This window comes from Eubacterium sp. AF19-12LB (genome assembly GCF_003479125.1).
In the GTDB taxonomy this organism is placed as follows: Bacteria; Bacillota; Clostridia; order Lachnospirales; family Lachnospiraceae; genus Eubacterium_U; species Eubacterium_U album.
Map to the genome: position 1 here is coordinate 40,924 of NZ_QUGP01000009.1, position 23,691 is coordinate 64,614.

Genomic DNA, 23,691 nt, shown 5'->3' on the forward strand with positions numbered 1-23,691 from the left:
GAAAAGAATTTAAAGGCAAAGATAAAAAGGTCGCAAAGATGACCAGAGATGGTCTGACAGAAGAAAATCTCCATGATGGTAGTGTAAAAGATATCAGTCACAGGAGCCGTGGGCGACCGGAAACTAAAGAAGAATTTGTTCCTGAACGGGAACGGAAAAAGGCTGAGAATGAAGATTCAAAATCGGGAAAAGGTAAACGACTGCAGATGGAAAAGATCCGGAAATCTTCTGTCCGGCAGGAAGCTGTTGAGAATACAGTTGAAGTTACACCGGAAGAAAAAGTATCCGGATATCGAAAGAAACTGCATCGCCATGAAAAAATCCCGGATGATGATAACACTCTGAACAGCCAAAAGAAATCCATTCGGAAGAAACAGCTGCAAAAACAGATGACCAAAGAACAGGCAAAAGCCGGAAGATTATCCTTTGATGATGAAGGAAATCAGATGGTGAAAGGTGCTGGCATGAAACCGGGAGGGACAGCCGGGAAATACATTGCCACACAAGCTGTTATATCTGGCATGAAAGCAGTCTCTTCCGAAGAGGAAGAAACAGATGAAAATGCAGGTGTGGAAAGTGCCAGACTTGTAGAGCGTGAAACAGAAGATGCGTTACGTGGTCTGCGTCATACTCAGATCCGCAGCAAACGGACGGATGTGAAAACCCATCGCAGAGGTTATCGTGAGGCTACCGTAGAAAAGAAACTGAAATTTGGTTCTGCAGAAAGTATGGAAGGAGTCAAACATGCAGAATCGGTAAAGAACGCTGAGCAAAAGAGACATTTCTATAACCGCTTCTTTCAGAAAAAACGATATAAGGATGCATACCGGGCAGCCAGAGCCGGAAAATCCGTTGGCAGTCTAGGTGGAGCAACAACCATTGCCGGTGTCGAGAACATGACGGTAAAAGCAAAGATTGCCTTGAAAGAGATTATAAAGCGTAATCGTGCCATGTTCGCAGGCATCGGTATTTTTGCGCTTCTTTTTCTAGTCATTTCAGTATCTCTGGGGAGCTGCAGTGCTTCTATCGAGGGAGCTGGATCTGTGATTGGTATTACAACGTATCCAAGTTCAGACGAGGATATCTATGCTGCCGAAAACAGATATGCTGCTTTGGAAAGTGCCTTGAACCAGCAGATTAATGAGATGGAACGAAGACATCCGAATTATGACGAGTATCAGTACAACATTGCTGAGATTGGTCATAATCCATACCATCTTATCTCGTATCTTACCGCAAAATATGGGGACTGGACGTACTCAGATGTTGAAAACGAGCTGCAATCTCTTTTTGAAGCACAATATCATCTGAATACAGAAGGTCGAACAGAAACGGTGACAGAAACCAGAAATGTTCGAGTCGGAGAATCATTAGGACAGGTAGTGACCAGCGGATATTGTAACTGTCGAATCTGTTGTGGCGTATGGTCCGGAGGCCCAACTGCCAGTGGGGCATATCCTACTGCAAACCATACCATTGCTGTAGATGCATCCAATCCATTTGTGCCGATCGGAACTAAGGTAGTAATGAATGGTGTGGAATACACGGTTGAGGATACCGGAGCCTTTGCACGATATGGTGTGCAGTTTGACGTTTACTATGATAACCATGCTGCCGCTTCTGCTCATGGACATCAGACCTGGGAAGCCTATATCGCAGATGACAATGGCAGTCAGGAAGTAACGGTTACCAGTACAAGCACTAAGAAGATTCTATATGTGACACTGACAAATGGAAGCTTTGATGCTGTGGCAAGAGCCAATCTGAATGCGGAGCAGCTGATCATCTACAATGCATTAAATACGACCTATGGAAACAGAAATTATCTGTGGGATGTAAACAATGTGACCAGTGGAGCAGGCGGTAATGGAATGAGTTATGAGATTCCACCGGAAGCACTGCAGGATGAAGAATTCGCTCGGATGATTCGAGAAGCAGAAAAATATCTGGGAGTACCTTATGTATGGGGCGGTTACTCTCCGTCCGGATTTGACTGCTCAGGTTTCGTATCTTATGTCATTAACCACTGTGGTAATGGCTGGAACTATGGACGATTGACCGCGGATGGATTAAGAGGCGTATGTACTTATGTATCACCGCAAGAAGCAAAACCAGGAGATTTGATCTTCTTCCAGGGAACGTATAACACATCTGGTGCAAGCCATGTGGGTATCTATGTCGGTAATAATATGATGATCCATTGCGGGGATCCGATCCATTACTCAAATATCAGCACATCCTACTGGCAGCAACACTTCATGTGCTTTGGAAGACTGCCATAAAGGGGTGAACGAAGGGAGGTGAAAGTTTGAATAAAAAGATTAAAAAATATCTGGATGAGATTGCCAAGACAGAGAAAAAGATTGCGGATCTGCAGCAATATCTCAGAGGTGTCCAGGCTGCATTAAAGCAGGAAGAGGACAATGAGATGATCAGGTGCATCCGTGGTATGAAGATGGAGAATGGTCAGTTATATGATCTTTTGGATGGTATCCAGAAGGGAACAGTTAAATTTCAGGTAAGCAGGGAGTCTGACGAAGAAGGTTCGGGCTCCTTTGTATTCACAGAAAAAAATAAGGAGGAAAATCAGAATGGTGAAATGGAAGAAAATGAATAAGAAAATGGCAGGAGTGTTGTTGGGAGTCATGATGCTTTTTACAGCATCAACCACAGCATTTGCCTATGTGGATGAATCAGCAGAGGCATCCAAAGCAGAGACAACTCAGACAGAGCAGTCAACAGACAAAGAAGACAAAAAGGACGAGGCGGCAAGTACAAGTGAGGTGTTGCCAGAAGATGGAACAGACAAGGGAACTGCATTTACGACACCTGGAAATGGTGAAGTTAAAGATGACATTACCGATGATTCCACAAAGGAGTTTCTTACAGTTACAACGAAGAATAATAATACTTTCTATATCGTGATCGACCGCAGTGCCACATCCCAGAATGTCTATATGTTATCCCAGATTGATGAAAATGATCTTTCAGAGTTTCTGGATAAAGACAGCACTGCTACTGTCGTAACACCACAGCCAGATACATCAAAGGTTGTGCTGGATGAAACAAATAATGAGGATGTAGACAAGGAAGCTACCGTTGATCCGGAGAAAACAGCATCTACCAAAACCAATATGGGTGCAATGGCAACAATCCTGATCCTGGCTCTCGGCGGTGTAGCAGCATACTACTACTTCAAGATCTATAAGCTAAAGAAAGAGGAAGACGAGGATGATCAGCCGGAAGGGTTGGAAACAGGTGGACTGGAAGAAATTCCGGATGAGGAAGAGTCTGAAGACGAAGATTTTGAAGAAAATGAATAATAAATAAACTTTTTTAGCGGAGGGGACTGTAAAACATGCTCTCTCCGTTTCGTTATATGAAGGAGGTTATACATCATGTATTTAGTAATTGCAGAAAAACCAAGTGTATCAAGAGCAATCGCAGAAGTGATTGGAGCACAGGAACGAGAAGACGGATATTTAAGAGGAACCGACTGTATGGTCAGCTGGTGCTTCGGACATCTGGTCGAGTATGTTTCACCGGATGTCTACGATGAGAAATTTAGCCAGTGGAGATATGAAGATCTCCCGATCATCCCGAAAGACTGGAAAGTTACAGTCTCAGAAGATAAGAAAGATCAGTTCTATATCTTAAAAAGACTGCTCAACAGTCCGGAAATTGAATACGTCGTAAATGCCTGTGATGCCGGACGTGAAGGAGAATTAATCTTCAAACATGTCTATGACTTATCCGGAAGTAAAAAGCCGGTGAAACGATTATGGATCAGTTCTCTGGAAGATTCAGCAATCCTTGATGGAATGCAGCATCTGAGATCCGCAGAGGAATACCGACATCTGGCCGAAGCTGCTGTATGCCGTTCTCAGGCTGACTGGCTGGTAGGAATGAATGCAACCAGAGCTTACACCACAAAGTACTTCAAAAAGCTGACCGTTGGAAGGGTTCAGACACCGACACTTGCCATGTTGGTGGAACGTGCCGGACAGATCAGCAATTTCCAGAAAGAAAAGTATTTCAATGTGGAACTCGATTGTGATGGAATTCCGGCTGTAAAGCCAAAAATCTTTGATCCGGATGAGGCGGAACAGTTAAGAAGCAGATGCCAAGGAAGTGAAGCTATTGTCACAGCAGTAAAAGAAACGGAAAAGAAAGTAAAAGCACCAAAGCTTTATGATCTGACCACACTGCAGAGAGAAGCAAACCGTATCTACGGAATGACAGCCAAACAGACACTGGATACCGCTCAGAGCCTGTATGAAAAGAAACTGATCACTTATCCAAGAACGGACAGCCAGTATCTGACCGAAGATATGGAGCAGACCGCAAGAAATGTGGTTCGTCAGATTTATGAGAAATATCAACTGACAGGTCCGTTTGATCAGCCGGAGCAGCCAGATGTGAAGAAAGTCATGAATAACAGCAAAGTGACAGATCACCATGCAATCATCCCAACGATGGAGCTTGCATCCAGCCATCTGGATGAACTGAAATCCTGGGAAGAAAAGATTCTCTTCCTGATCGCAGTCCATACGGTCATGGCAATGAGTAAGGATCACATTTACCAGGAAACAGAGATTGAAGTGGAATGCCAGGGAGAAATCTTCAAAGCAAAAGGAAAGATTGTTCTGCAGGATGGATGGAAACTCTTTGAAAACTGCTTCAAAAATAAGGATCGCATGGCAATCGTAGATCCGGATCAGGAAATGAAAGAGAGGATGCCGAAAGTAACCCAGGGACAGACTTTCTATGCTGTAGCTGCAGAAAAGACAGAACATTTTACATCGCCACCAAAACCATACAGCGAAGATACTCTCCTTGCGGCAATGGAAACAGCTGGAAATAAGGAATTCGATGAAGATACGGAAAAGAAAGGATTAGGAACTCCGGCAACAAGAGCCGGTATCATCGAGAAACTGATCTATTCCCAATATGCTACCCGAAAAGGAAAAAAGATTCTTCCAACAGATGATGGAAAAGTCCTTGTGGAGATCCTGCCAGACTTTCTGAAATCTGCAAGTATGACTGCAGAATGGGAAAATCAGCTGCTTTTGATGGAGCATGGAGAAATTGCACCGGAACAGTTTATGACCGGGATCAAAAACATGCTCACCATGATGCTGAATGGATGCGATGCAATCTCCGAAGAAGAAACAAGAAGATTTCAGACCAGAGAAAGTATTGGAACCTGTCCGGTATGTGGAAGCCTGGTATACGAAAGTAAAACCAACTTCTATTGCAGTAACCACGATTGCCATTTTGCTCTCTGGAAAGAAAATCGCTATCTGCAGAGCATGGAAAAAGCCATGGATAAGAAGATGGCTGCAGAACTTCTGAAAAGTGGAAGTGTGCATGTAAAAGACCTGTATTCCAAAAAGAAGAATATGTACTTTGAGGCAGATCTTCTTATGGATGCAGATGAAACCGGAAGGGTAAATTTTTCTTTATCCTTTCCACAAAAGAAACCAAAAAACAAAAGCAAAAAGAAATAAGAAAACAGATTAGAGGAGGAAACGAAGAATGAATTTTAATGAATTTGTAAATGAAGTAAAGGACAATATCAAACTCTTTTTACCAAAGGATTATGAGAATGCAGAAGTATCAACGATGGAGTGTCAGAAACTGAACCGTGCCTATACGGGATTGATGGTGAGAAAAGAAGGTGAGATGCTTACCCCGACGATTAATCTTAATCAGCTGTATGAAGCATATAAAGCACAGCCTGGCGTAACAATGGAAACTGTATGCAGAAAGATTGCAGATATAGTCATTGAGACACCGATACAGATTGATCTGAAGTCCATTTTAAATTATGAAGACGTGAAGGACAAGCTGTTTATCCGTGTATCATCAGCCGAAGCAAATAAAGAAGTCCTCGAAAATGCGCCGCATCAGCTGAAGGAAGACCTCGCAATTACCTATCATGTGGCAGTAGGCAAGGATCAGGATGGATTAAGTTCCATGTTTATCAAGAATGATCTGCTTGAACAGTATGGAATCTCGGCAGAACAGCTTCATGAAGATGCGATGAAAAGTTCACCGCGAGTTATGGTCCCGGAGGTATCAAGTATAGGTGCATTGATAGATGAAATGTATCAGAAAAATATTCTCATGCTGACACCGGATGAACGTGAAATGCTGCAGGAAACATTGCAGGAATCAAGTGAGATGCCGACATTCTTTTTTGTTACGAATACAGAAAGAATTGATGGAGCCGGTGTGATCTTTTATCCGGAATTCATGGATAACATGGGGGAACTTCTTGGAAATGATTTCTTCATTTTGCCATCATCCATCCATCAAATGCTGGTCTTTCCAGATGACGGGCAAGTGGATGCAGAAATGTTAAGAGATATGGTAAAAGAAGTAAATGCCACTCAGGTAGCCCCCGCAGAACGCCTTACCAATGATGTATATCACTTTGATACAAAGGATCATGTCTTTGAAAAAGCTGACAGATTCACAGAACGTCAGAAAGAAAAAGAAGCACAGGCTGCAAAAACGGAGAAAGCCGGAAAAGAACAGCCGGATAAGAAACCGAAAGCAAAGAAACATGATATGGAACTTTAATACCAAGCATGAAAAACGTTAAATGAGCAAACGCCCTGCGGCATAAAGAAATGTCGTAGGGCGTTTTTGGAAAGGAGTATTATGACAGAACAAAATAAAACTACTACTATTCCACTGCCTGTTCAGGGAAAAGATATGGACAGCATTATGCAGTCACTGGAATCCGGTGTGGAAGAACTTTTTACAAGTAACCGCTATCAGGAATTTCTTAAAACCATGGCAAAGTTTCACAATTATTCCTTTAACAATACAATGTTGATTGCTATGCAGCGACCGGATGCCACACTTGTTACCAGCTACAAAAACTGGCAGTCCATGGGTAGACAGGTCATGAAGGGCGAAAAAGGAATTACGATCATCGCACCAGCACCATATAAGAAAATGAAGGAAAAAGAGGTCCTGGATGAAAATCAGCGACCAATCATGGGAACCGATGGAAAACCTAAGACTGAAAAAGTGGAAGTTACGGTTCCACATTTTAAAGCAGTTACCGTCTTTGATATTGCTCAGACATCCGGGGAACCAATCCAGACACTAGCACCGGAATTATTGACTGCAGCTGTGCAGGATTTTGATTCTTTCATGCAGGCTATTCAGAAAATATCCCCAGTGCCGATACGATTCGATGAGATCAATGGCAATGCCAATGGATATTATCATAATGCAGACAAGGAAATCGTGATCAAAAAAGGGCTCAGTGAAAGTCAGACCTTAAAGACTGCTATTCATGAAACCGCCCATGCTAAACTGCATGACAAGGAAATCATGGAAAGCCTTGGTGTAGAAAAAGACCGTCTGACAAAAGAAGTTGAAGCAGAATCCGTTGCTTACTGTGTGTGTTCTTCCTTTGGTTTGGATACATCGGATTACAGTTTTCCTTATATTGCAGGTTGGAGCAGCAGCCGGGAAATGAAGGAAATGAAAGCATCTATGGATGTGATCCGCAAGACAGCCGGTGAAATGATCGATCAGCTTACAGAAGAACTGGAAATCATTCTTGAAGAAAAACAAAAAACAGAATTACATGAAAAATACGGCATTCTGGTAGATGCACTGGAAGCAGCCGGATACCGCTATGATTATCGGGAAAGCGAACCGGGACATATTGTACTGGCACCGGATGGGACACATGAAATTGCCGGGTATTTGCAGTTTGAATCATGGGGAGATATCAAAGATTGGCTGGAAGATACGATTGCAGAAGGAACGGATATTTCGGAAAGAGTTGATCGGGCTTTGTATCCATTTAAGTTTGATTATACCCTAGAGGAAGAAATGTTCAGAGGTAATGGTGACCGCTATGCGATTTACCATGTGGATGAAGGCACACCGGGAAAACAACATTTATTTATGAATATGGCAATGGTCAAAGAAGATGGCATTACAATCGATGCAGCAAATTATAAATGTGTCTATTCTGGCAGATTACATGAAAATGAAAAGCTGGATGATTTGTATGCCGTATTCAACGATAATCCACCGGCAGATTATAAATCACATTCTATGTCGGTCAGTGATGTTATCATTACAAACCGTGGTGGGGATATGCAGGCATATTACGTGGATCGATTTGGATTTGCAGAACTTCCAGACTTTGCAGCACAAAGAGAAAAAATACTCGATATTGTCCCGGAAATAGAAAATGTGGATTATGAAAATGATCTTACATGTATCAGTTTTTATGCGGCTGAATGTGCTGAATTTCCTGTAATGGGTGAAGTACATTATGACCTGACATTACCAGAAGCCTTGGAAGCTTATGAGAAAATCCCATCAGAACGTATGCATGGACTGAAATGTGTTGGCTTTGATCTGAAAGACGGAAGTGATTATGAAGGAATGCAGAGTCTGATGATCGAAGGAAAAATACAGAAAGAATTTTTGAATTCGATTCCTGGATTTAGAGAAAATTCTTATGTGCAAAATGCAATCAGTCGTGTGGAAAAGTACTTGGAAGAAAGACATCCAAATATGGAAAATCCTCTGGAATCCAATAAGAAAGTGGATAACGAAAAAAATATAAGCGAAGAAAAAAACGAGAAGGAGCTGAATATACAGATGAAACCAATACCGAAAAAGAAAAGGGGGGAAATGAGCCTATGAGAAATGTAAACCTGGAAGAAAACGAACTGACTATTACTGCTATCTTCCAGCAGCACACAAAGGAAGAAACAATCCAAACACTGAAAGAAGCTTTGGAAGTTTTGGAACAGGAAGAAAGTGATCCTGAGAATGATGAAATGATTGAGATCATCAATTCTACAGTTGGAAAATTACAGCAGATCGAAGACAAATACTACTATTCTCTGGATCTGAATTATTATCTGAATAACTTGGAGGACGATGCCTATGAAGCTTAATCAATTTGCAGTCTACCGAGTAGATCAGCAGACAGCAGGAAAAGCACTGTGGCATCTGCCATATCAAGAGGCAAGACAGCAGAATGTGTCGATTACTGTCGAAAATTACCGATTAATCTCGATTCATGAAATGCAGGAAAATGAAAAAGTCGCTGACATCTGGAAACGGACGAAAAAACAATGCGAAGTCAGTGACGTGCTCGTATTGAACAAGAATGGAGAAATCAGCTGCTACTATGTAGATGAGAACTATCCACAGTATCTGGCCGGATTTATTCGTATCAACACATCCGGTGCACTGATCACTATGGAAACTGAGAATTATCAGATTAATGGGAAAAAGGGGAACTGGATTGCAACAGACACCATCATTATTGATGGAAAACAGTTTTATTTGATGGAACATCAGGTATACCGAGATCAGGCCCAGGGTATTATCCTGGATGCCTATGGAAAAATGGTTGTCGAAGAATGTAAGAAATTCGACGAAAAAACAAAACAAAAGATCCATAATTACATTCAACAGCAGGCACCGCTAAATTCAGTCGAACAGTTAAAACAAGATGGTCAAATCCGTCTGGAACATTACCAGAAGTTCTACCAGAACGGCACTTATGAACGAAGCAGAGAATCCGGTACCGAAGCCAATTATGATATGGTGGATGGTTTGGTGAATAATCAGAAGAAGAATCCAGAAAAGATCTCTGATGCCCACAGCAACAAACAGACTTCCCGAAATGAACAGGATAATAAACCTAAGAAACGAAGATCTGTGATCAAGCGACTCCATCAGAAACAGATTGCTATTGCTCGCCGGTCCGGAAAGCCGATACCAAAATATCTGGATCAGGAAATGGAAAGAAAGCGGGGGTAGAATATGCGAAGGTTAAAGTGTGAAAAAGAAACGATTATTCTGACCAATGAAGATGACGGATTCTATGATGTGTATACCTTCAATCAGAGCTTGCAGAAACGGTTACGGACTTTTGCTGAGAAGTATCCAGATGATTGCTGGTTGAAAGGATTTTCTGAGGATGGAAGTGAAACGTATATGATCAGAAAAGGACGGTTGTCATTGAATTTAAGACCACCCTATTCTAAGGACAGAATTCATAAAGCAACAGAACGAATTATTGAAGAACAGAAAGAACAATCGAAGGATTCATAGAATGCGATTTAAGAAAAAAAAGCCTCATGACCATGAGGAAAAATGAAAGCAAAATACGTTAGCTAATAAAGTGTATAGGCTCAAAAGGGAAAGTGCCCTTTTGGGCCTTATTTTGTGCTTTGCTATAAGTAATACCACGATTAAAGGGCAAAAACTAGCGTTTAAGCAGGGTGTAACGGAAGAACTGAAAGCAACGGATATGATGAGATGGATAGGATTGATGAATAACATTCGAGCCTGTGCCGATGAGATTGTATTGAATGATATTGTGTATTCCTAACGGATACCAACCGAAGAAGAACTGCTGTCAAACCGATGGCAGTTTTTCTTTTTCGGCATGTATTCAAGAAGTCATTAAGTCGTGAGTATAATCGAAGTGGTAGAAAAGTTATCTCTTATATCGGTTGTAACTTTTTTATGACTCTATTGACAAGAAAACTTGGTATGTGTATAATTAAAATATGCAAAGAAAACTTGGCATGGAGGTGTTTTTATGAAAAAGGACGAAATCTTAAATGCAAGCAGAAAAGAACATCGCAATAAGGACTTGGCTGAAATGGAAGTGGTATATCAAGCCGGAAGTCACGCAAGCAGAGTTGGTGCTTTAGTGTGTTGTTTACTTTCGCTGTTATCTTCTGTGCTTGCTCATACTATGATTTATAGTCCGTGGGTTATATACTTCAGCATTATTGCAACACAATGGTTAGTTCGTTTTATCAAAATGAAGCGAAAGAGCGATTTGGTCTTGACTGTTCTGTTTTTTGTGTTTTCCATTTTGGCATTTGTTGGATTTGTTAGCCATCTTTTAGAGGTGAGAATATGAAAGAACAATTACAACTGAAAAATCACTTAAAGGAAGTTCGCACAGAAGCAAATCTTTCTCAAGCTCAGCTTGCAGAAATGGTAGGGGTATCAAGAAATACCATTAGTTCTATTGAAACAGGACAGTTTAATCCAACTGCAAAATTGGCTCTAATTCTTTGTATTGCATTGGACAAAAAATTTGAGGAACTATTTTATTTTTAGGAGGTCATTATGGAAAATATTATAATGTTGATTTTGGGAGTGTTCATATCTGTTGTGGGAATTGTAAATATCAAAGGCAATATCAGCACAATTCACTCTTATAACAGGCGAAAAGTAAAGGAAGAAGATATACCAAAGTATGGAAAAACAGTCGGCACAGGAACGCTGATTATAGGAATATCTCTTGTATTAGGTTTTATTGTTTCGTTTTGGAGTGAAATAATTATAGATTATATCATTCTTCCAGCAGTTATTGTCGGATTAGGCTTTATATTGTATGGACAGTTCAAATACAATAAAGGAATTTTTTAAGAATCAGGGAGGTATAAAGATGGAATTGAACACAATATCAGGACTGGCGATAGCGGGAGTTATCTGCTCCGTTGTCCTCTCGATGGGGGTACCGATTGCTTTGTTCATTGCAGGAAGGGTGAAGCTTAAGGCAAGGATTTCTTCGTTCTTTATCGGAGCAGGAACCTATCTGCTGTTTGCCATGCTGTTGGAGCAGCTGCTGCATGTTCTTGTCATTCAGTTCTGCGGACTGAACGCACAGAGCAGGCCATGGCTTTACTATGTGTACGCGGCTTTGGCTGCAGCGGTTTTTGAAGAGACTGGAAGACTGATTGCCATGAAGTTCTGGATGAAGAAATGGCTGGATTTTCCAAATGCACTGATGTATGGAATCGGGCATGGCGGTGTGGAGGCCATTCTGCTCGGAGGACTCTCCGGAATCAGCAATCTTGTGTCCATGCTGATGATCAACAGCGGAGCCATGCAGAATACGTTGGCGGCACTTCCTGCTGAGTCTGCAAACCAGACCGTGTCACAGCTGTCGGCCCTATGGACAACACCGGCACCACTCTTTTTTGTAAGCGGAATCGAAAGAATCAGTGCCATCATTCTGCATATCGGGTTGTCACTGCTGATCTACCGGGCGATAAAGGCAGGCAAATGTAGGACAGCGGCTTTTACAGCGGTTCTTGCATATGGGATTCATTTTATCGTGGACTTCTTTGCCGTGGCAGGTCCGGCGCTTCTTCCCATCTATGTGATTGAAATTGGTGTCTTTGTGATGGCAGCCGGAACTCTTGTTATGGCGCTGAAGATGGGAAGGATGGAAGAACTGTGAATTCCAGTTTTCTGCTATCATAAAACAGAATATATCTGACAGAACGCACCGTAGAAATACGGTGTTTTTTGTTACCCAATAGGAATACTTTCAGAAAGTGCCAAAGGTTGGAAAAAAGAATTAAATATGATTTCATGGAATGGAGCTGCAGAAAAATATGATATTCGTGACTGGGCACCAGAACATGAAAAAATGGGAAAAGGAATTACTTTATCTCAAGAAGAGGCAGAAGCTCTGTATGAGTTACTGGGTAAAACTCTAAAAAAATAGTTGTAATTAAATAAGCCAAAGACGTTTGATTGGGTGAACAGTTAAATGTCTTTGGCTTTCTTCGTAGAAATATAAATTTAATCCAACTCCGCCCCTAACTCATACCTCCAATATTCTGCCGCTTCATACTCTCTAGGTTCTGAGAGTACTGGTACGGTAAAGAGTTCAACCGGAACACCGAGTGTTGATGCGAAGAGTTTCATAAGATCCTCTTTTGGTGTTCGGACATCGCCTTCATATTGAGCAATCCGGACATCAGCACAGCTGTAGGGAAATCCAACAGCTATGCCAAGTTCTTTCTGGGTGAGATGATTTTTCTGTCTTAAGTGTTTTAATTTTCTTCCAAATGTAATCATAGTATTATTCTCCTGTACTTCCAAAAGCCCCGGTTCCTCGTTCATTACCAAGGTCCAGGACAAAATCTGCGATCACGACCGGTGTAATCACCAGCTGACCGACGCGTGTGTCTTTATGAATGGTCTGAGAAGATGTGCTCACATTGCTGATAATGGCATGAATCTCACCACGGTAACCGGAATCAATCGGTGGAAGTTCGCATACCAGTCCTTTTGCTGCCATGCTGCTTCGTGGAAAGACATATCCGGCAAATCCATCTGGGATGATGAGACCGAATCCAAGTGGAATTCTTGCAACCTCGCCTGGTTTTAATACGCAATCATAAGGCATGAATACATCCGCACCGGCATCATTTTCATGTGGTCGGAAGGGATGATGATCTGCTTTCAGACCAAAGTCAATCAGTTTAATCTTTATGGCTGCTCACCTCCTTCCTGATGAGCAATGGATAATCTTCTTTTAAGATATCAGCAGGAGTCCAAAGTTTTGAAATAGGATTCTGGCAGGACATCTGTTTTTCCATGCAGCTTCCTCTCTGACAGAATGGACCGGTCAGATCCGGTGCAAAAAGGATCGGGCTTAATTTGTACAATCTTTGCCAGATCTGTAGCATCACAATCCTTGTTTCATCCGTATTTCTTCGGCAGGTTCTTTGGCCAATCATATGCTTCCACTGGTAAGGTGTCGCGCTGATGATCAGTACGTTTCGAAGTCCCTGAGGTGTGGCATATCCGGCTGAATCATGATCAATGCCTAAGGCACAAAGCTCTGCATAATGATCCAGATCTGACTGACAGCTTTTCTTGTAAATATCCTGGATTTCTTTATCTGCTTTCATGATTCCATATGGAATAGCAAATGCAGCATGACCGGAATAATTGCTGTACTGCAGAGATGCACTCATGTACTTTACTTCGTTCTGATGTCTTGTGATCTGTGCCAGGAAGCGTCTGCTTGCACCAACAACAGCTACGGTAATGACCATGAATTTCTGCACGGTTGGATGCGGAAGCCCTGCAATGTTTTCTACAGTCTTCTGACTGTAGGATTGACGGTAAAGATCCATCAGATCTGCCATGTTCTGGATCGTATGACCGTGTTGTGTGAGTCTGGCAGCAAAGACCATATTCTGTTCTGCTTCCCGGATTCCATAGCAGTTTAAGATAGCTGTTTCAATGTGATCCATAGGCCTGTTCCTCCTTTACCAGAGCTTTTAAAAGGATCAGATAATTGATGCAGTCTGTGATTTTTTCATCCCACTGTTCCATGTCAAAATGTAACAGAGTGGAATAACACATATCGTAAAGGGATACGACATGTTTCGACATCATACCGGCCAGTGCTGCTTTTGGATCGCAGTTTTGTAAAGCGGCAGCAATCTTGAATGCACTGAGGCGGTCAATATTGTCACCGGTATATTCTTTCTTTTTATGTGCCAGAATATCGGCACACTTTCTCATCTGAAGTTCAAATACAATATTAAATTCTTCTTGTGTCATGTGATAGTTCCTCCTTTGTTTTGTGATGGTTATCTTTCGAGATCCTTGGTTTTTGATCTTACTGGTTCCGGAATCTGCATCTGAAGAATGAAATCAACATTCTGATCGGCAGTATCCAAATCTTTTAATTTTTCTTTCAAGCTGCTTATTGCTTCTTCTTCGGAAGCTATCTGCTGTTGCAGTTTTTCTTTTTGTAAAGTCAAGGTTTTTAGGCTTGTCATCTTTCCATCCTGATAAAAGGATCTCAGCCAATCTCTGGCTTCTTCATATTTCTGAATTTCCTTCGCATGTTCTTTCCGGTACTTTCCTTTGTACTTTGCTTTTGAAAACTGGGAATAAACTTCCTTATTTGCATAGTACTGTCCGGTATAACGGATCTGATTGTTGAGGATTCTTAGATCGGAATGATGCTGAGCAACCTGTGTCTGCATTTCTTTTAGTTCCTGCTTTGAGGCAAGCAGTGTGTTTTTCAGATCTGACTGCGTATCAAATCCATGTTCCTGCACATAGATAATGGTATTTGCCATTTGCTGCAGGTTAGAAAGTTTTACCCGATGAGCATAAGCCGGGCTCTGCATTGCTTTCACATTTGTCTGGAGATTTACAACCAGGCGCAGGTGAGATCTGATGTAGAGAATGGCCAATGGATCCTTGCGTAAGAAGGTCTGTTCCAGGTATTCTTTTCCATATCGTGTTCCCAGTGCACGTTCAGTAATCCGCTTCTGTCGATCAGGATGAAGATAGCTGTATCTGCCACGATGCTCAATCACAGAGATTTGAAATTGTTCCAGAAGTTTGGATTGGAATTCATCAAAACTATTGGATGTGGCAGCACATTCATCAATTGTATTTCGCAAATATTCTTTCTGTGTAAGGAACACGGTGGATGTTGGCTTGAGACCATCTTCGATGATTTTCTGATTGATCTCATCCAGTTTTTGTTGGCCATGTTTCTGTGCCATATACTCTTTCTGAGTGATTTTTTTCTCAGCCGGTGCAAGAAGATCTATTTGGTGAAGTCCTTCCTGTTGGCACCGATCCATGACGGTTTTCTTAAAAGTGTTCATGAATTTATCAGTGGATCGATGCTTGTAACCGGCGGCTTCCTCATGTGGTTTATCCATATAAGGCCGCCTTTCCACTGCAGTCTTTCGCACACTGTTGATGACGATATGAGTATGGATATTTCCGGATTCATTGTGACCATCAGTATGCGTAACCACCAGTGCCTGATATCCGGGAAACATCTGCTTTGCAAGGTCCAAACTGATTGCCTGTGCTCTCTCTCCGGTAAGACCGTTTTCTGTAACATCGGCTGGATCGTAGCTGATAATGTAGTGGTGACTTTTGATATCTTCACGTTTCTTATTTTTGTGAAAATGAGCATTTGTCAGTTCACATTCCTTGTCAAAAGACATCGGATCACAGTTCAGTCCATCCATATAAAACTCTTTTCGTAGGATGCTTCGTCCGGATTCATCTACAATCTTTTTCCCGGTTTTTTCATCATGTTCAAACAGAAGGTAATTGATAGCAGCCGAGTAATTTGCATTTCTGCTTTTAATGTGTTTTACGATTGCCATTCATACCACCTGCCAGTTTCAGTACCTCTTTTCTCAATAGGAATAAGTCCGTGATGCACTGATGGATTTCATTTTCTATAGCACGAGACTGACTGCCACCACTGTTAAAATGCTTGGCGATCTGATTGAGATTCGATCCGATTTTTCCATATTCACTGACCAGTTTTCTGAGATCATTCATGTCTGCAACAACTTCAATCTGATGATGGATTTGCTTTTCCAATAGAAGTTTCCTCAGATATTCTGATCGGCTAACAGATAAACAAGCAGCGCCTTGGTCTAATAAATCCAGTTCGACATCTGTAAGACGTAATCCTATAAAATGTCTGTGATTCAGTTCTTTATCTTTGTTTTTTGTTCTCATACTCCTCCTTTCGCTGAGACTATTCCTCCCGCCGGGAATCCACATATTTCAATATCGGCTGTCCCTTCCGATATTAGAAATAGTGCTGTGAACACCTTTAGGTGGAACCAACAGACAAGTGAAACGTCTGTTATTGAGAGGGTATGGGGAGATCCCCATCAAGATAAATCCCATAGGAGAACAGGATGCCAAATGGCAATACTGTTAAACATGGGTGGATCTTGCTCTGTATGTGTACCCCTCTATATAACGAAACGCTCAGAGACTGTTTTACAGTGGGGGAAAAGAAAAAATATCAAAAAAATGATGATTAATGGTGAGCTTGTGATAGAATGAAAAAAAGAGAAAAGCATAAAGGATGTAGTTGTGGAGAAAATTTGTTATGATTAGAAAGTTGCTGAACGGAGATATCGATAGAATTGCTGACATATGGTTAAAGACAAATCTGAAAGCCCATTATTTTATTTCCAATCAATACTGGAAAAGTAATTATGAATTAGTAAAAGAAATGATGTCACAATACGAAGTTTATGTGTTTGAAGCAGATAAAATGATACAAGGATTTGTAGGACTAAATGATAAATATATAGAAGGTATTTTTGTCTCCGATGAAATGCAGTCATGTGGCATAGGTAAGCTTTTATTAGATTATGTTAAGGATAAAAAAGTTAGCTTACGATTAAATGTATACCAGAAGAATGCCAGAGCAATTTCTTTTTACCAAAGAGAAGCGTTCATTATTCAATGTGAAGGCTTGGATGAAGCTACTGGTGAAAAAGAGTACACTATGCTATGGAAACGAAAATAGAAATCGAAATTTGGAGGATTGAATTATGTGGAATGAATTAGGTATAAGTGGAGGAACCGCAATTGTTATTTTGATTGCGCTGTATTTCGTTATCAAATGGGCAGTGAAAAATGGCATCAAAGAAGCCTACAGTGCTATCACTGGAAAGAAAACTGTTGAAGATATCCAAAACGAAAAAGAGCTGAAAGAACTTGGATTGGATTCAGAAGATCAATAACTTCCAGCTTTTGAAACTGAGAAATTGGTATTTTAAGAGGAGGTATGTATTATGAATATAGGATTTTGGTCATGTATAATTTTGGTTATACCATTTGTAATTATAGGTGTGTTATTTGCGATTTTTAAGGAAAAAGCAACTAAATTTGTTTCAGGATTTAATTCATTTTCTAAAGAAGAACAAGCAATGTATGATAAAGCTCAGATCTCTCGTGATATAAGAAATCAGTGCTTCATATGGACTGTTATAATGTTAGCAGGAGCGACATTATCCTGCCTTTTAACCCCATATATGGCTATACCAACCTATATTATTTGGTTAGTTCTGTTTTTTAGAGAAGTCCACTTTGATAATCATAAAGCGTTTAAAAAATATTTATTAAAATAAATTATTGTTTGCAGGAGATGCTTATTTATGAAAAAAGGGATAAACAAATCAATCTTATTTTACATTGCATCAGTTCTGTTTTTCATAGCGTCAGCTATTGGCTTTACGAGTGGAAATGAAAGTTCTATGGCTATAGTATGGTTATGTCTTGGTTCTTCATTTCTTTGCTTGGGTTCGACTCATAAGAAAAAGGAAAACAATACAGATGATAAATAATTTCCTGCTTGTATTGTTGGAAAATCGGTAGTTATGGAGGTGAAAAATGTATTTCACAGACGAAAAAGACTATATTATGCGAATGATAAAAGAAATGGTAAGAGTATTATTTTCTTTAATGTTTGGGAAAAAGTATGTTTCTGTTGAACTTGAAAAAGAAAATAAATATGAAGTATCAGGGAAAAATTTGAAAGATTTTCTTGATATGATTGATTCTGGGAAAATTAACGAAGCAGAGAATATACTTTTAGATAGCATTGATTATACAGACAGAAATGAGGTAATGGCAGCAGCTCTTTTCTACCAATACCTTAGTGAGAAGGATAGTGAGTTTTTGAAAAATAACAATTATACAAAAGAAGAAGTGCTTTCTGGTTTTAAGCAATTACTTATGCAGTCAGGATATACTGATTTGCTATGTTTGGTCAAAGATGAGGAGTAATGTAGAAAATTCAAAGAGATAAGAGTGATTGGCTGAAAGGAGAAATTGTATTATATGTTCTATGATTATATGATCTATATTGTTTTTGACTTTATGATGGCAGTGATTATGTTTTTGTTTGGAATGTGGTTTTATAAATCAGAAGGAAAAGCTGCTAATTTCTTGTCGGGTTATAATATGAAATCAGCGGATGAACGAAAGAAATACGATGAGAATGCTATGTGTAAGGCATATGGAAAAAGAATGATGTTTATGTCAGTTCCTTTTATTATTGGAATAATCATAGATATCCAATATCTAGGAATTGGTTGTTTGATTGCATGGGGGATATGGTTTATTATGTTTGTTTTGTTGCTTATTGATAGGCATAAAAGAGAACGTTAAATTCCCATTTATTGGGAAGTCGCTGAGAACGAAAAATCGGAATTTGTGAAATCCACATATTTTAAGAAGGAGCCTTCGCTTATGCGAAAGCTCCTTTTCTGCATACCTTACTTTTTCAGCTTTAAGCCATCCCGGAATGCTTCGCCCACACGCTCAGTGACTTTATAATAGCCGTGGGTGTAGGGGTCAAATGCGATGGCGTTGACCTTAGACATATCAATTTTTCCATCCACCATAACGCTCTCATCGGCAGTGACATTGACCACCTTGCCGATGACGCCACATCCGTATTCATTGTTCTGATACTCGATAAACCTGCACTCCAGGCAGATCGGGAACTCGTTGATGACAGGGGCATCTACTGTTTCTGCTTTGCTGGCGGTCAGACCGCTGCGGGCAAATTTATCGGCGACTTTATTTCCGGACTCTACGCCGAAATAGTCTGCTTCCACTATGTGGGCAGCATCGGCAATGCTGACGGTGAATGCTCCCCGTGCCTTGATGTTCTGTACAGTCTTGTGTGTCTCGGTAAGGTTCAGAACAACGGTGTCCCGCTCCTGCATAGTGCCCCATGCGGCGTTCATGACATTGACGCTGCCGTCCTCGTTGTAAGTTGCAACCATCAGAACAGGCATGGGGAAAATGCCTTCGGTAATTTTCAGTTTTGTTCTCATGATAACTCCTCCTTGTGATCATATTGACAGGACTATTCATCCTGCTTATAATTATATCCATGCAAATTATAAATTCAAGTACTGATAATTATGATAGGTACTATCTTAGGAGAAAGTGAAATGATAAAAAATTATATTGAGAACGCCAATTTCGAGGACACCGGCTTTGCCTACACACTGTCGCTGATCTCCGGCAAGCACAAGATGGTCATTCTTTACTGCCTGATGGAGTTTGAGACGGTGCGATTCAATGAACTGAAACGGTATCTGAAAACCATTTCCGACAAGACTCTCAGCACGAATCTCAAGGAACTGGAAGCAGATAGACTGATTATCCGTACCGAGTATCCGCAGATTCCACCGAAAGTGGAGTACTCCTTGTCTAAACGTGGAAAGTCGCTGATGAAGGTGCTGGATCAGCTCTGTGTCTGGGGCGAGGAAAATCGACTGACAGAGAGATAACTTCAAGTTTGTTGAATTAAAAATGAAATAAAGTTCCAGTAATCATAGAGTGTATGGATTCAATTCCATATGCTCTTTTTCTTTACTTAATTTCATGAAAAATGTAAAAATCTAATGTTACGAGTTGCATTAAAGAAAACTCGTAAGAAAAAAGTAAAAAAATTTGCTTTTGACCACTGTAAAACATGCTCTGAGCGTTTCGTTATATGAAGGGATAATTTTTCTTTCATATTTCAAAGAAAAGAGGATAAAGAAATGTCAGAAAAAAGATGTTATACAGTTCAAGAGTTACAGGAAATCTTAGGAGTCAGCAGACCTACTATTTATAACCTTTTAAAGAAAAAGGAATTCCGATGGATCCAGTTGGATGGCGGAAAGTATCGCATCTCTAAGAAGAGTTTCGATGACTGGCTCGATAACTTGGAACAATAAAAAACAGGGTGTTGATCAGGCAGATTTTGTCTGCAATCGACATCCTAAATTTTTATCTGGATTTGAGATATGATATAAGAAAAAACACTAACACTAAAAAAGACAGGAAGTGAAGAATAAATGGCAACAGCAATTATGAAACAAAAAGAAGTTCCGGAAATGGACGATGTTGAAGAGATCATTTCAAAGATATCAGAAGACAGTCCTTACAAACGGCGTCCGACACAAAAGAGAACCTGGATGACCGTGCCGGAAATGGGAAAGCTGCTGGGATTAAAAAAGACAGATCGATACTGGCTGGTGCATAAAAATGTTTTTGAATCTAAAGAGATTGCTGGAAAGATACGAATCAATATTGCCAGCTTTGAAAAATGGTACGCCAATCAGATTAAATACCATAAAGTTACCGGAGAAGAACCAGGGAAAGAATTGAAATCCTGGTCCTATTCCGTTAAGGAAGTTGCGGATCTGTTGGGTGTTGATGAGTATCTTGTTTATGATTTACTCAAGAAAAATCAAATGGAAGCTGTTATTGTCGATTACTGGAAACGAATACCAAAAGAATCTTTTCAGAACTGGTATAAAAGCCAGTCCCGGTATCGAACAAAGGAAGACAGAAAAAAAGACGCTCTTCTGGAAGATGCAACAATTACGATGCCTGAGATGGCACAGCTGCTTGGAACAACCAGAAGCGCAGTATATACAATTCTTGATAATCCAAAGTATAATCATTTTTTTGAATTCATTGTGATTGCAGAAAAGAAAAGGATCACAAAAGAGAGTTTTCGAAAATTCCTGGAAGGTCAGGATCGGTATAAGCTGGATCCATCGAATGATTATGAAGAACTTGCACAGGAACAAAATATTGCCCTGGCTAATTTCCGGCGGAAGAAATTATCACAGACCGGAATACGAGGAAGCAATGGAAATATAAAGTATCTTACTTTTGATGAAGCTTCCTATCTGGCAAAGGTCAGCAGAAGCATGATCAACAAGTGGGCGGATAAAGGGAAGTTCACAGTAATAAAAGTTGGCAGTCGAGTTAGGATCCTTCGGGATGAATTTGAGGACTGGATGGAACAAAGAGATTTGGAAAGGAGCATGCAATAATATGGCATCAATAAGAGAACGAAACGGAAAATTCAATGTAATCTATTCCTATACGAATGAAAAAGGCGAGAGAAAACAGAAATGGGAAACCTATGAAACAAAAGCCGAAGCAAAGAGAAGAAAAAAAGAAATTGAATATAAAAAAGAGATGGGATCATTTGTCGTTCGTAAATGCAAAACACTGGATGAGCTTATTACAGAATATGTTGCATTGTATGGAAAAGAAAACTGGGCACTTTCTACATATGAAGGAAATGTCTCTCTTATCAATAACTATATTCTTCCGGTTATTGGTGATGCAAAGCTGTCAGAGATTAATACCAGATTTATCGAAAGATATTATCAGAGTCTTTTAAAGAAGCGTGCTGTTATCAATCCATTAAATAAAACCAGTCGAAATGAATTTGTATCGTCCAGTACGGTCAGGGATGTTAATAAGCTACTTAGGAACTGTTTTGAGCAGGCAGTGAAATGGGAATTGATGGAGAAGAATCCCTGTACTCATGCAACTGTACCAAAACATAAATCACAAAAAAGAGACATCTGGACAGCGGATACATTGATGTATGCGCTCAGTGTCTGTGAAGATGAACGATTAAAGCTCGCAATTAATCTATCTTTCTCATGTTCCCTGCGACTTGGTGAGCTGCTTGGTCTTACCTGGGATTGTGTAGATATTTCTCATGAGGCAATTGAAGAAAACCGTGCATATGTCTTCATCAACAAAGAATCACAGCGTATAAGAAAAGAATCTTTAAATGCATTGGATGGAAAAGATGTGTTGTTGGTATTTCCGACAAATCATAAGAAGAATTCTACGGTCCGTATTCTGAAAACACCGAAGACAGAAAGCAGTGTGCGTAAAATATTCTTACCGAAGAGCGTTGCTAATATGCTGGTAGACTGGAAAGCTGAGCAAGATGAAATGAAAGAAATTCTTGGTGATGAATATATGGACTATAACCTGGTTATGGCAAGTACCTTTGGGCTTCCTCTCGGAGATGGAGCAATCCGTGGTCCTTTAAAAAAACTGATCGAGGACTATAATCTCCCACCGGTTGTATTTCACAGTTTCCGTCATAGCAGCGTTACTTATAAGCTGAAATTGAATGGTGGAGACATCAAGGCGGTACAGGGTGATTCCGGCCATGCTCAGGTCAATATGGTTACGGATGTGTACTCTCATATTCTGGATGATGACCGAAGGAAAAATGCAGAGCTTTTTGAAGAAGCATTTTATGAGAAGAAGAATCTGGATCCACAGATGCATGTACAGCAGGAAAATAATAATGCAACTGTTGCTGATGAAATCGATCCGGAACTTCTGGCAAAAGTGTTGGCAAATCCAGAGATGCGGGCATTGCTCAATTCACTGGCGAAGACGATGAAGTAATGAAAAATAGTGAAAAAATAGTGTAATTTTAGTGAAAAAACGATTCGCAACGATATAAGAAATAAGTATCGGAATAATAATACAAATAAAGCTTCAAATGAATCAATAAATGAATCTTTAAATTCAAATAGTTGGTAGCATACACGAACACAAGGCAGACAGGAATTATTTCTCGAAGCCAATGTAGATGAACAGAAAAGACTTTTAGAAGTTCTTCGATTCCGTTACAGAAAAGGTTACAGAAATTTTTAATGAATAAAATTTGCCAGTCAAAAACGCATGGACAAACCGTCTCGTATGCGGTATATTAATTGTAGACAAGAAAATATCTTGTGCTTTCGATAGGAAGTTTAATTGAATACTGTTTACCATGATCGAACGTACGAAGCATGGTGGTCATATAACAGATGTCGATGGTAATATCAAGGCATTCCCCGATTATTAGCTGGAGCAAACAATCAGCTAACTTTCAGAGCTTTACAGAGCTTGACAGAGGGGGTATTCAGAATAACTCAAATTGAATCGGAAACAGTTTTTAATAGTGTCCCATATGGGTTTACCTTACCTCAGATTGACAGAGAGTGACAATAGGTTGGAGCTCTCCTAAGCGGTAGGCCGGAGGTTCGACTCCTCTTAGCGACGCCTGGATGTTATACCGAAAACTTTGTAGTCAAAGTTTTCGGTTTTTTATTTTAGGATAATATATTGTTTATGGAAATAAATATTTAAATAAAACAGAATTTGATTATTTGTCAGGAATGATGGTAACACAAAATTTTAAGAAAATAAATTTTTAAATAAATATTAAATTTTTAAATAAAT

The 23,691-nt window shown here is 40.1% G+C and carries 32 protein-coding genes; 25 read left to right on the plus strand and 7 right to left on the minus strand.

What is annotated here, in order from left to right:
* The first annotated feature begins 38 nt into the window (after positions 1 to 38).
* The 15 genes from DWX29_RS09645 (at position 39) to DWX29_RS09715 (ending at position 12,541) form a co-directional block, all read left to right on the plus strand.
* Positions 39 to 2,282 (plus strand): CD1108 family mobile element protein, encoded by a 2,244-nt coding sequence (locus DWX29_RS09645; protein WP_118565753.1) that lies wholly within the window; start codon positions 39 to 41, stop codon positions 2,280 to 2,282.
* Positions 2,283 to 2,308: 26 nt separating this feature from the next.
* On the plus strand, positions 2,309 to 2,617 hold the full coding sequence (locus DWX29_RS09650; protein ID WP_117499802.1) for a DUF4315 family protein: 309 nt from the start codon (positions 2,309 to 2,311) through the stop codon (positions 2,615 to 2,617).
* Positions 2,592 to 3,323, plus strand: coding sequence for a CD1107 family mobile element protein (locus DWX29_RS09655; protein ID WP_118565754.1), 732 nt, complete (start codon positions 2,592 to 2,594; stop codon positions 3,321 to 3,323). The genes DWX29_RS09650 and DWX29_RS09655 overlap by 26 nt, the downstream gene beginning before the upstream one ends.
* Positions 3,324 to 3,398: 75 nt before the next feature.
* A complete protein-coding gene (locus DWX29_RS09660) occupies positions 3,399 to 5,510 on the plus strand; it encodes a DNA topoisomerase 3 (RefSeq protein WP_118565755.1) in 2,112 nt (703 codons plus the stop codon).
* 28 nt (positions 5,511 to 5,538) lie between these two features.
* Positions 5,539 to 6,588 (plus strand): DUF5688 family protein, encoded by a 1,050-nt coding sequence (locus DWX29_RS09665; protein ID WP_118565756.1) that lies wholly within the window; start codon positions 5,539 to 5,541, stop codon positions 6,586 to 6,588.
* A gap of 81 nt (positions 6,589 to 6,669) precedes the next feature.
* Positions 6,670 to 8,691: a YodL domain-containing protein gene (locus DWX29_RS09670; RefSeq protein ID WP_118565757.1), complete on the plus strand. Its 2,022-nt coding sequence runs from the start codon at positions 6,670 to 6,672 to the stop codon at positions 8,689 to 8,691.
* Positions 8,688 to 8,948 carry a transposon-transfer assisting family protein gene (locus tag DWX29_RS09675; protein ID WP_005423594.1) on the plus strand — a complete coding sequence of 87 codons (261 nt, stop codon included), beginning with the start codon at positions 8,688 to 8,690 and terminating at the stop codon, positions 8,946 to 8,948. Before DWX29_RS09670 ends, DWX29_RS09675 begins: the two co-directional genes overlap by 4 nt.
* A complete protein-coding gene (locus DWX29_RS09680; protein ID WP_118565758.1) occupies positions 8,938 to 9,822 on the plus strand; it encodes a DUF4316 domain-containing protein in 885 nt (294 codons plus the stop codon). Before DWX29_RS09675 ends, DWX29_RS09680 begins: the two co-directional genes overlap by 11 nt.
* A 3-nt stretch (positions 9,823 to 9,825) precedes the next feature.
* Positions 9,826 to 10,116, plus strand: coding sequence for a molecular chaperone (locus DWX29_RS09685; protein WP_118004269.1), 291 nt, complete (start codon positions 9,826 to 9,828; stop codon positions 10,114 to 10,116).
* A gap of 202 nt (positions 10,117 to 10,318) precedes the next feature.
* On the plus strand, positions 10,319 to 10,396 hold the full coding sequence (locus DWX29_RS12975; protein ID WP_242854876.1) for a TnpV protein: 78 nt from the start codon (positions 10,319 to 10,321) through the stop codon (positions 10,394 to 10,396).
* A gap of 213 nt (positions 10,397 to 10,609) precedes the next feature.
* Entirely contained in the window at positions 10,610 to 10,939 is a 330-nt protein-coding gene (locus DWX29_RS09695) for a DUF6442 family protein (protein ID WP_005349825.1), read from the plus strand.
* Entirely contained in the window at positions 10,936 to 11,142 is a 207-nt protein-coding gene (locus DWX29_RS09700; protein ID WP_003865061.1) for a helix-turn-helix transcriptional regulator, read from the plus strand. The genes DWX29_RS09695 and DWX29_RS09700 overlap by 4 nt, the downstream gene beginning before the upstream one ends.
* Before the next feature lie 9 nt (positions 11,143 to 11,151).
* On the plus strand, positions 11,152 to 11,454 hold the full coding sequence (locus DWX29_RS09705; protein ID WP_008121271.1) for a hypothetical protein: 303 nt from the start codon (positions 11,152 to 11,154) through the stop codon (positions 11,452 to 11,454).
* Between the two features lie 19 nt (positions 11,455 to 11,473).
* Positions 11,474 to 12,271: a YhfC family glutamic-type intramembrane protease gene (locus DWX29_RS09710; RefSeq protein ID WP_243053256.1), complete on the plus strand. Its 798-nt coding sequence runs from the start codon at positions 11,474 to 11,476 to the stop codon at positions 12,269 to 12,271.
* Between the two features lie 78 nt (positions 12,272 to 12,349).
* Positions 12,350 to 12,541, plus strand: coding sequence for a PC4/YdbC family ssDNA-binding protein (locus DWX29_RS09715; RefSeq protein ID WP_055249572.1), 192 nt, complete (start codon positions 12,350 to 12,352; stop codon positions 12,539 to 12,541).
* Positions 12,542 to 12,618: 77 nt separating this feature from the next.
* On the opposite strand, the gene DWX29_RS09720 is transcribed toward DWX29_RS09715, so the two are convergent.
* The 6 genes from DWX29_RS09720 to mobC are packed head-to-tail and all read right to left on the minus strand — an operon-like array spanning position 12,619 to position 16,344.
* Entirely contained in the window at positions 12,619 to 12,897 is a 279-nt protein-coding gene (locus tag DWX29_RS09720; protein ID WP_118143298.1) for a helix-turn-helix transcriptional regulator, read from the minus strand.
* A 4-nt stretch (positions 12,898 to 12,901) separates the two neighbouring features.
* On the minus strand, positions 12,902 to 13,315 hold the full coding sequence (locus tag DWX29_RS09725; protein ID WP_040015613.1) for a deoxyuridine 5'-triphosphate nucleotidohydrolase: 414 nt from the start codon (positions 13,313 to 13,315) through the stop codon (positions 12,902 to 12,904).
* Positions 13,305 to 14,084 (minus strand): FAD-dependent thymidylate synthase, encoded by a 780-nt coding sequence (locus DWX29_RS09730; protein WP_118565760.1) that lies wholly within the window; start codon positions 14,082 to 14,084, stop codon positions 13,305 to 13,307. The genes DWX29_RS09725 and DWX29_RS09730 overlap by 11 nt, the downstream gene beginning before the upstream one ends.
* The gene (locus DWX29_RS09735) at positions 14,071 to 14,397 is read right to left on the minus strand and encodes a hypothetical protein (RefSeq protein ID WP_003864545.1); all 327 of its coding nucleotides are present in this window, start codon (positions 14,395 to 14,397) and stop codon (positions 14,071 to 14,073) included. Before DWX29_RS09735 ends, DWX29_RS09730 begins: the two co-directional genes overlap by 14 nt.
* A 29-nt stretch (positions 14,398 to 14,426) precedes the next feature.
* The gene (locus DWX29_RS09740) at positions 14,427 to 15,980 is read right to left on the minus strand and encodes a relaxase/mobilization nuclease domain-containing protein (RefSeq protein WP_118565761.1); all 1,554 of its coding nucleotides are present in this window, start codon (positions 15,978 to 15,980) and stop codon (positions 14,427 to 14,429) included.
* The gene (gene mobC, locus DWX29_RS09745) at positions 15,958 to 16,344 is read right to left on the minus strand and encodes a plasmid mobilization relaxosome protein MobC (protein WP_005334781.1); all 387 of its coding nucleotides are present in this window, start codon (positions 16,342 to 16,344) and stop codon (positions 15,958 to 15,960) included. The genes DWX29_RS09740 and mobC overlap by 23 nt, the downstream gene beginning before the upstream one ends.
* A 382-nt stretch (positions 16,345 to 16,726) precedes the next feature.
* Between mobC and DWX29_RS09750 the strand changes: the two genes are divergently transcribed.
* The 6 genes from DWX29_RS09750 to DWX29_RS09775 all read left to right on the plus strand — a co-directional run bounded on the left by DWX29_RS09750 (position 16,727) and on the right by DWX29_RS09775 (position 18,798).
* A complete protein-coding gene (locus DWX29_RS09750) occupies positions 16,727 to 17,152 on the plus strand; it encodes a GNAT family N-acetyltransferase (RefSeq protein ID WP_117499790.1) in 426 nt (141 codons plus the stop codon).
* Between the two features lie 25 nt (positions 17,153 to 17,177).
* Positions 17,178 to 17,369 (plus strand): DUF6019 family protein, encoded by a 192-nt coding sequence (locus DWX29_RS09755; RefSeq protein ID WP_008373533.1) that lies wholly within the window; start codon positions 17,178 to 17,180, stop codon positions 17,367 to 17,369.
* 51 nt (positions 17,370 to 17,420) lie between these two features.
* Positions 17,421 to 17,756: a DUF3784 domain-containing protein gene (locus DWX29_RS09760; RefSeq protein ID WP_023923463.1), complete on the plus strand. Its 336-nt coding sequence runs from the start codon at positions 17,421 to 17,423 to the stop codon at positions 17,754 to 17,756.
* A 27-nt stretch (positions 17,757 to 17,783) separates the two neighbouring features.
* Positions 17,784 to 17,972 carry a hypothetical protein gene (locus DWX29_RS09765; RefSeq protein WP_005342828.1) on the plus strand — a complete coding sequence of 63 codons (189 nt, stop codon included), beginning with the start codon at positions 17,784 to 17,786 and terminating at the stop codon, positions 17,970 to 17,972.
* A gap of 46 nt (positions 17,973 to 18,018) precedes the next feature.
* Complete coding sequence (locus tag DWX29_RS09770) at positions 18,019 to 18,414, plus strand: DUF6483 family protein (RefSeq protein WP_117570147.1); 396 nt, start codon at positions 18,019 to 18,021, stop codon at positions 18,412 to 18,414.
* Between the two features lie 69 nt (positions 18,415 to 18,483).
* Complete coding sequence (locus DWX29_RS09775; RefSeq protein WP_029471623.1) at positions 18,484 to 18,798, plus strand: DUF3784 domain-containing protein; 315 nt, start codon at positions 18,484 to 18,486, stop codon at positions 18,796 to 18,798.
* A 107-nt stretch (positions 18,799 to 18,905) separates the two neighbouring features.
* Here DWX29_RS09775 and DWX29_RS09780 read toward each other — a convergent pair whose 3' ends face one another.
* Complete coding sequence (locus DWX29_RS09780) at positions 18,906 to 19,472, minus strand: flavin reductase family protein (protein WP_117499816.1); 567 nt, start codon at positions 19,470 to 19,472, stop codon at positions 18,906 to 18,908.
* A 120-nt stretch (positions 19,473 to 19,592) separates the two neighbouring features.
* Here DWX29_RS09780 and DWX29_RS09785 point away from each other — a divergent pair, with 120 nt between their 5' ends.
* The 4 genes from DWX29_RS09785 to DWX29_RS09800 all read left to right on the plus strand — a co-directional run bounded on the left by DWX29_RS09785 (position 19,593) and on the right by DWX29_RS09800 (position 22,869).
* Positions 19,593 to 19,934, plus strand: coding sequence for a helix-turn-helix domain-containing protein (locus DWX29_RS09785; protein ID WP_117499815.1), 342 nt, complete (start codon positions 19,593 to 19,595; stop codon positions 19,932 to 19,934).
* A gap of 255 nt (positions 19,935 to 20,189) precedes the next feature.
* Positions 20,190 to 20,366, plus strand: a complete 177-nt coding sequence (locus tag DWX29_RS09790) for a helix-turn-helix domain-containing protein (protein ID WP_003864535.1) — start codon at positions 20,190 to 20,192, stop codon at positions 20,364 to 20,366.
* A gap of 120 nt (positions 20,367 to 20,486) precedes the next feature.
* Positions 20,487 to 21,476, plus strand: coding sequence for a helix-turn-helix domain-containing protein (locus DWX29_RS09795; protein WP_118565762.1), 990 nt, complete (start codon positions 20,487 to 20,489; stop codon positions 21,474 to 21,476).
* Between the two features lies 1 nt (position 21,477).
* Positions 21,478 to 22,869, plus strand: coding sequence for a tyrosine-type recombinase/integrase (locus DWX29_RS09800; RefSeq protein ID WP_195992920.1), 1,392 nt, complete (start codon positions 21,478 to 21,480; stop codon positions 22,867 to 22,869).
* Positions 22,870 to 23,691: the final 822 nt, after the last annotated feature.

Coding starts and splice junctions, on each gene's coding strand:
- DWX29_RS09750 (WP_117499790.1), top strand. CDS start 16,727: ATGATTAGAAAGTTGCTGAACGGAGATATCGATAGAATTGCTGACATA.
- DWX29_RS09730 (WP_118565760.1), bottom strand. CDS start 14,084: ATGGATCACATTGAAACAGCTATCTTAAACTGCTATGGAATCCGGGAA.
- DWX29_RS09720 (WP_118143298.1), bottom strand. CDS start 12,897: ATGATTACATTTGGAAGAAAATTAAAACACTTAAGACAGAAAAATCAT.
- DWX29_RS09780 (WP_117499816.1), bottom strand. CDS start 19,472: ATGAGAACAAAACTGAAAATTACCGAAGGCATTTTCCCCATGCCTGTT.
- DWX29_RS09685 (WP_118004269.1), top strand. CDS start 9,826: ATGCGAAGGTTAAAGTGTGAAAAAGAAACGATTATTCTGACCAATGAA.
- DWX29_RS09770 (WP_117570147.1), top strand. CDS start 18,019: ATGTATTTCACAGACGAAAAAGACTATATTATGCGAATGATAAAAGAA.
- DWX29_RS12975 (WP_242854876.1), top strand. CDS start 10,319: ATGAGATGGATAGGATTGATGAATAACATTCGAGCCTGTGCCGATGAG.
- DWX29_RS09680 (WP_118565758.1), top strand. CDS start 8,938: ATGAAGCTTAATCAATTTGCAGTCTACCGAGTAGATCAGCAGACAGCA.
- DWX29_RS09795 (WP_118565762.1), top strand. CDS start 20,487: ATGGCAACAGCAATTATGAAACAAAAAGAAGTTCCGGAAATGGACGAT.
- DWX29_RS09760 (WP_023923463.1), top strand. CDS start 17,421: ATGAATATAGGATTTTGGTCATGTATAATTTTGGTTATACCATTTGTA.
- DWX29_RS09765 (WP_005342828.1), top strand. CDS start 17,784: ATGAAAAAAGGGATAAACAAATCAATCTTATTTTACATTGCATCAGTT.
- DWX29_RS09800 (WP_195992920.1), top strand. CDS start 21,478: ATGGCATCAATAAGAGAACGAAACGGAAAATTCAATGTAATCTATTCC.
- DWX29_RS09695 (WP_005349825.1), top strand. CDS start 10,610: ATGAAAAAGGACGAAATCTTAAATGCAAGCAGAAAAGAACATCGCAAT.
- DWX29_RS09675 (WP_005423594.1), top strand. CDS start 8,688: ATGAGAAATGTAAACCTGGAAGAAAACGAACTGACTATTACTGCTATC.
- DWX29_RS09790 (WP_003864535.1), top strand. CDS start 20,190: ATGTCAGAAAAAAGATGTTATACAGTTCAAGAGTTACAGGAAATCTTA.
- DWX29_RS09735 (WP_003864545.1), bottom strand. CDS start 14,397: ATGACACAAGAAGAATTTAATATTGTATTTGAACTTCAGATGAGAAAG.
- DWX29_RS09785 (WP_117499815.1), top strand. CDS start 19,593: ATGATAAAAAATTATATTGAGAACGCCAATTTCGAGGACACCGGCTTT.
- DWX29_RS09665 (WP_118565756.1), top strand. CDS start 5,539: ATGAATTTTAATGAATTTGTAAATGAAGTAAAGGACAATATCAAACTC.
- DWX29_RS09670 (WP_118565757.1), top strand. CDS start 6,670: ATGACAGAACAAAATAAAACTACTACTATTCCACTGCCTGTTCAGGGA.
- DWX29_RS09700 (WP_003865061.1), top strand. CDS start 10,936: ATGAAAGAACAATTACAACTGAAAAATCACTTAAAGGAAGTTCGCACA.
- DWX29_RS09775 (WP_029471623.1), top strand. CDS start 18,484: ATGATCTATATTGTTTTTGACTTTATGATGGCAGTGATTATGTTTTTG.
- DWX29_RS09660 (WP_118565755.1), top strand. CDS start 3,399: ATGTATTTAGTAATTGCAGAAAAACCAAGTGTATCAAGAGCAATCGCA.
- DWX29_RS09705 (WP_008121271.1), top strand. CDS start 11,152: ATGGAAAATATTATAATGTTGATTTTGGGAGTGTTCATATCTGTTGTG.
- DWX29_RS09755 (WP_008373533.1), top strand. CDS start 17,178: ATGTGGAATGAATTAGGTATAAGTGGAGGAACCGCAATTGTTATTTTG.
- DWX29_RS09740 (WP_118565761.1), bottom strand. CDS start 15,980: ATGGCAATCGTAAAACACATTAAAAGCAGAAATGCAAATTACTCGGCT.
- DWX29_RS09645 (WP_118565753.1), top strand. CDS start 39: ATGACCAGAGATGGTCTGACAGAAGAAAATCTCCATGATGGTAGTGTA.
- mobC (WP_005334781.1), bottom strand. CDS start 16,344: ATGAGAACAAAAAACAAAGATAAAGAACTGAATCACAGACATTTTATA.
- DWX29_RS09710 (WP_243053256.1), top strand. CDS start 11,474: ATGGAATTGAACACAATATCAGGACTGGCGATAGCGGGAGTTATCTGC.
- DWX29_RS09655 (WP_118565754.1), top strand. CDS start 2,592: ATGGTGAAATGGAAGAAAATGAATAAGAAAATGGCAGGAGTGTTGTTG.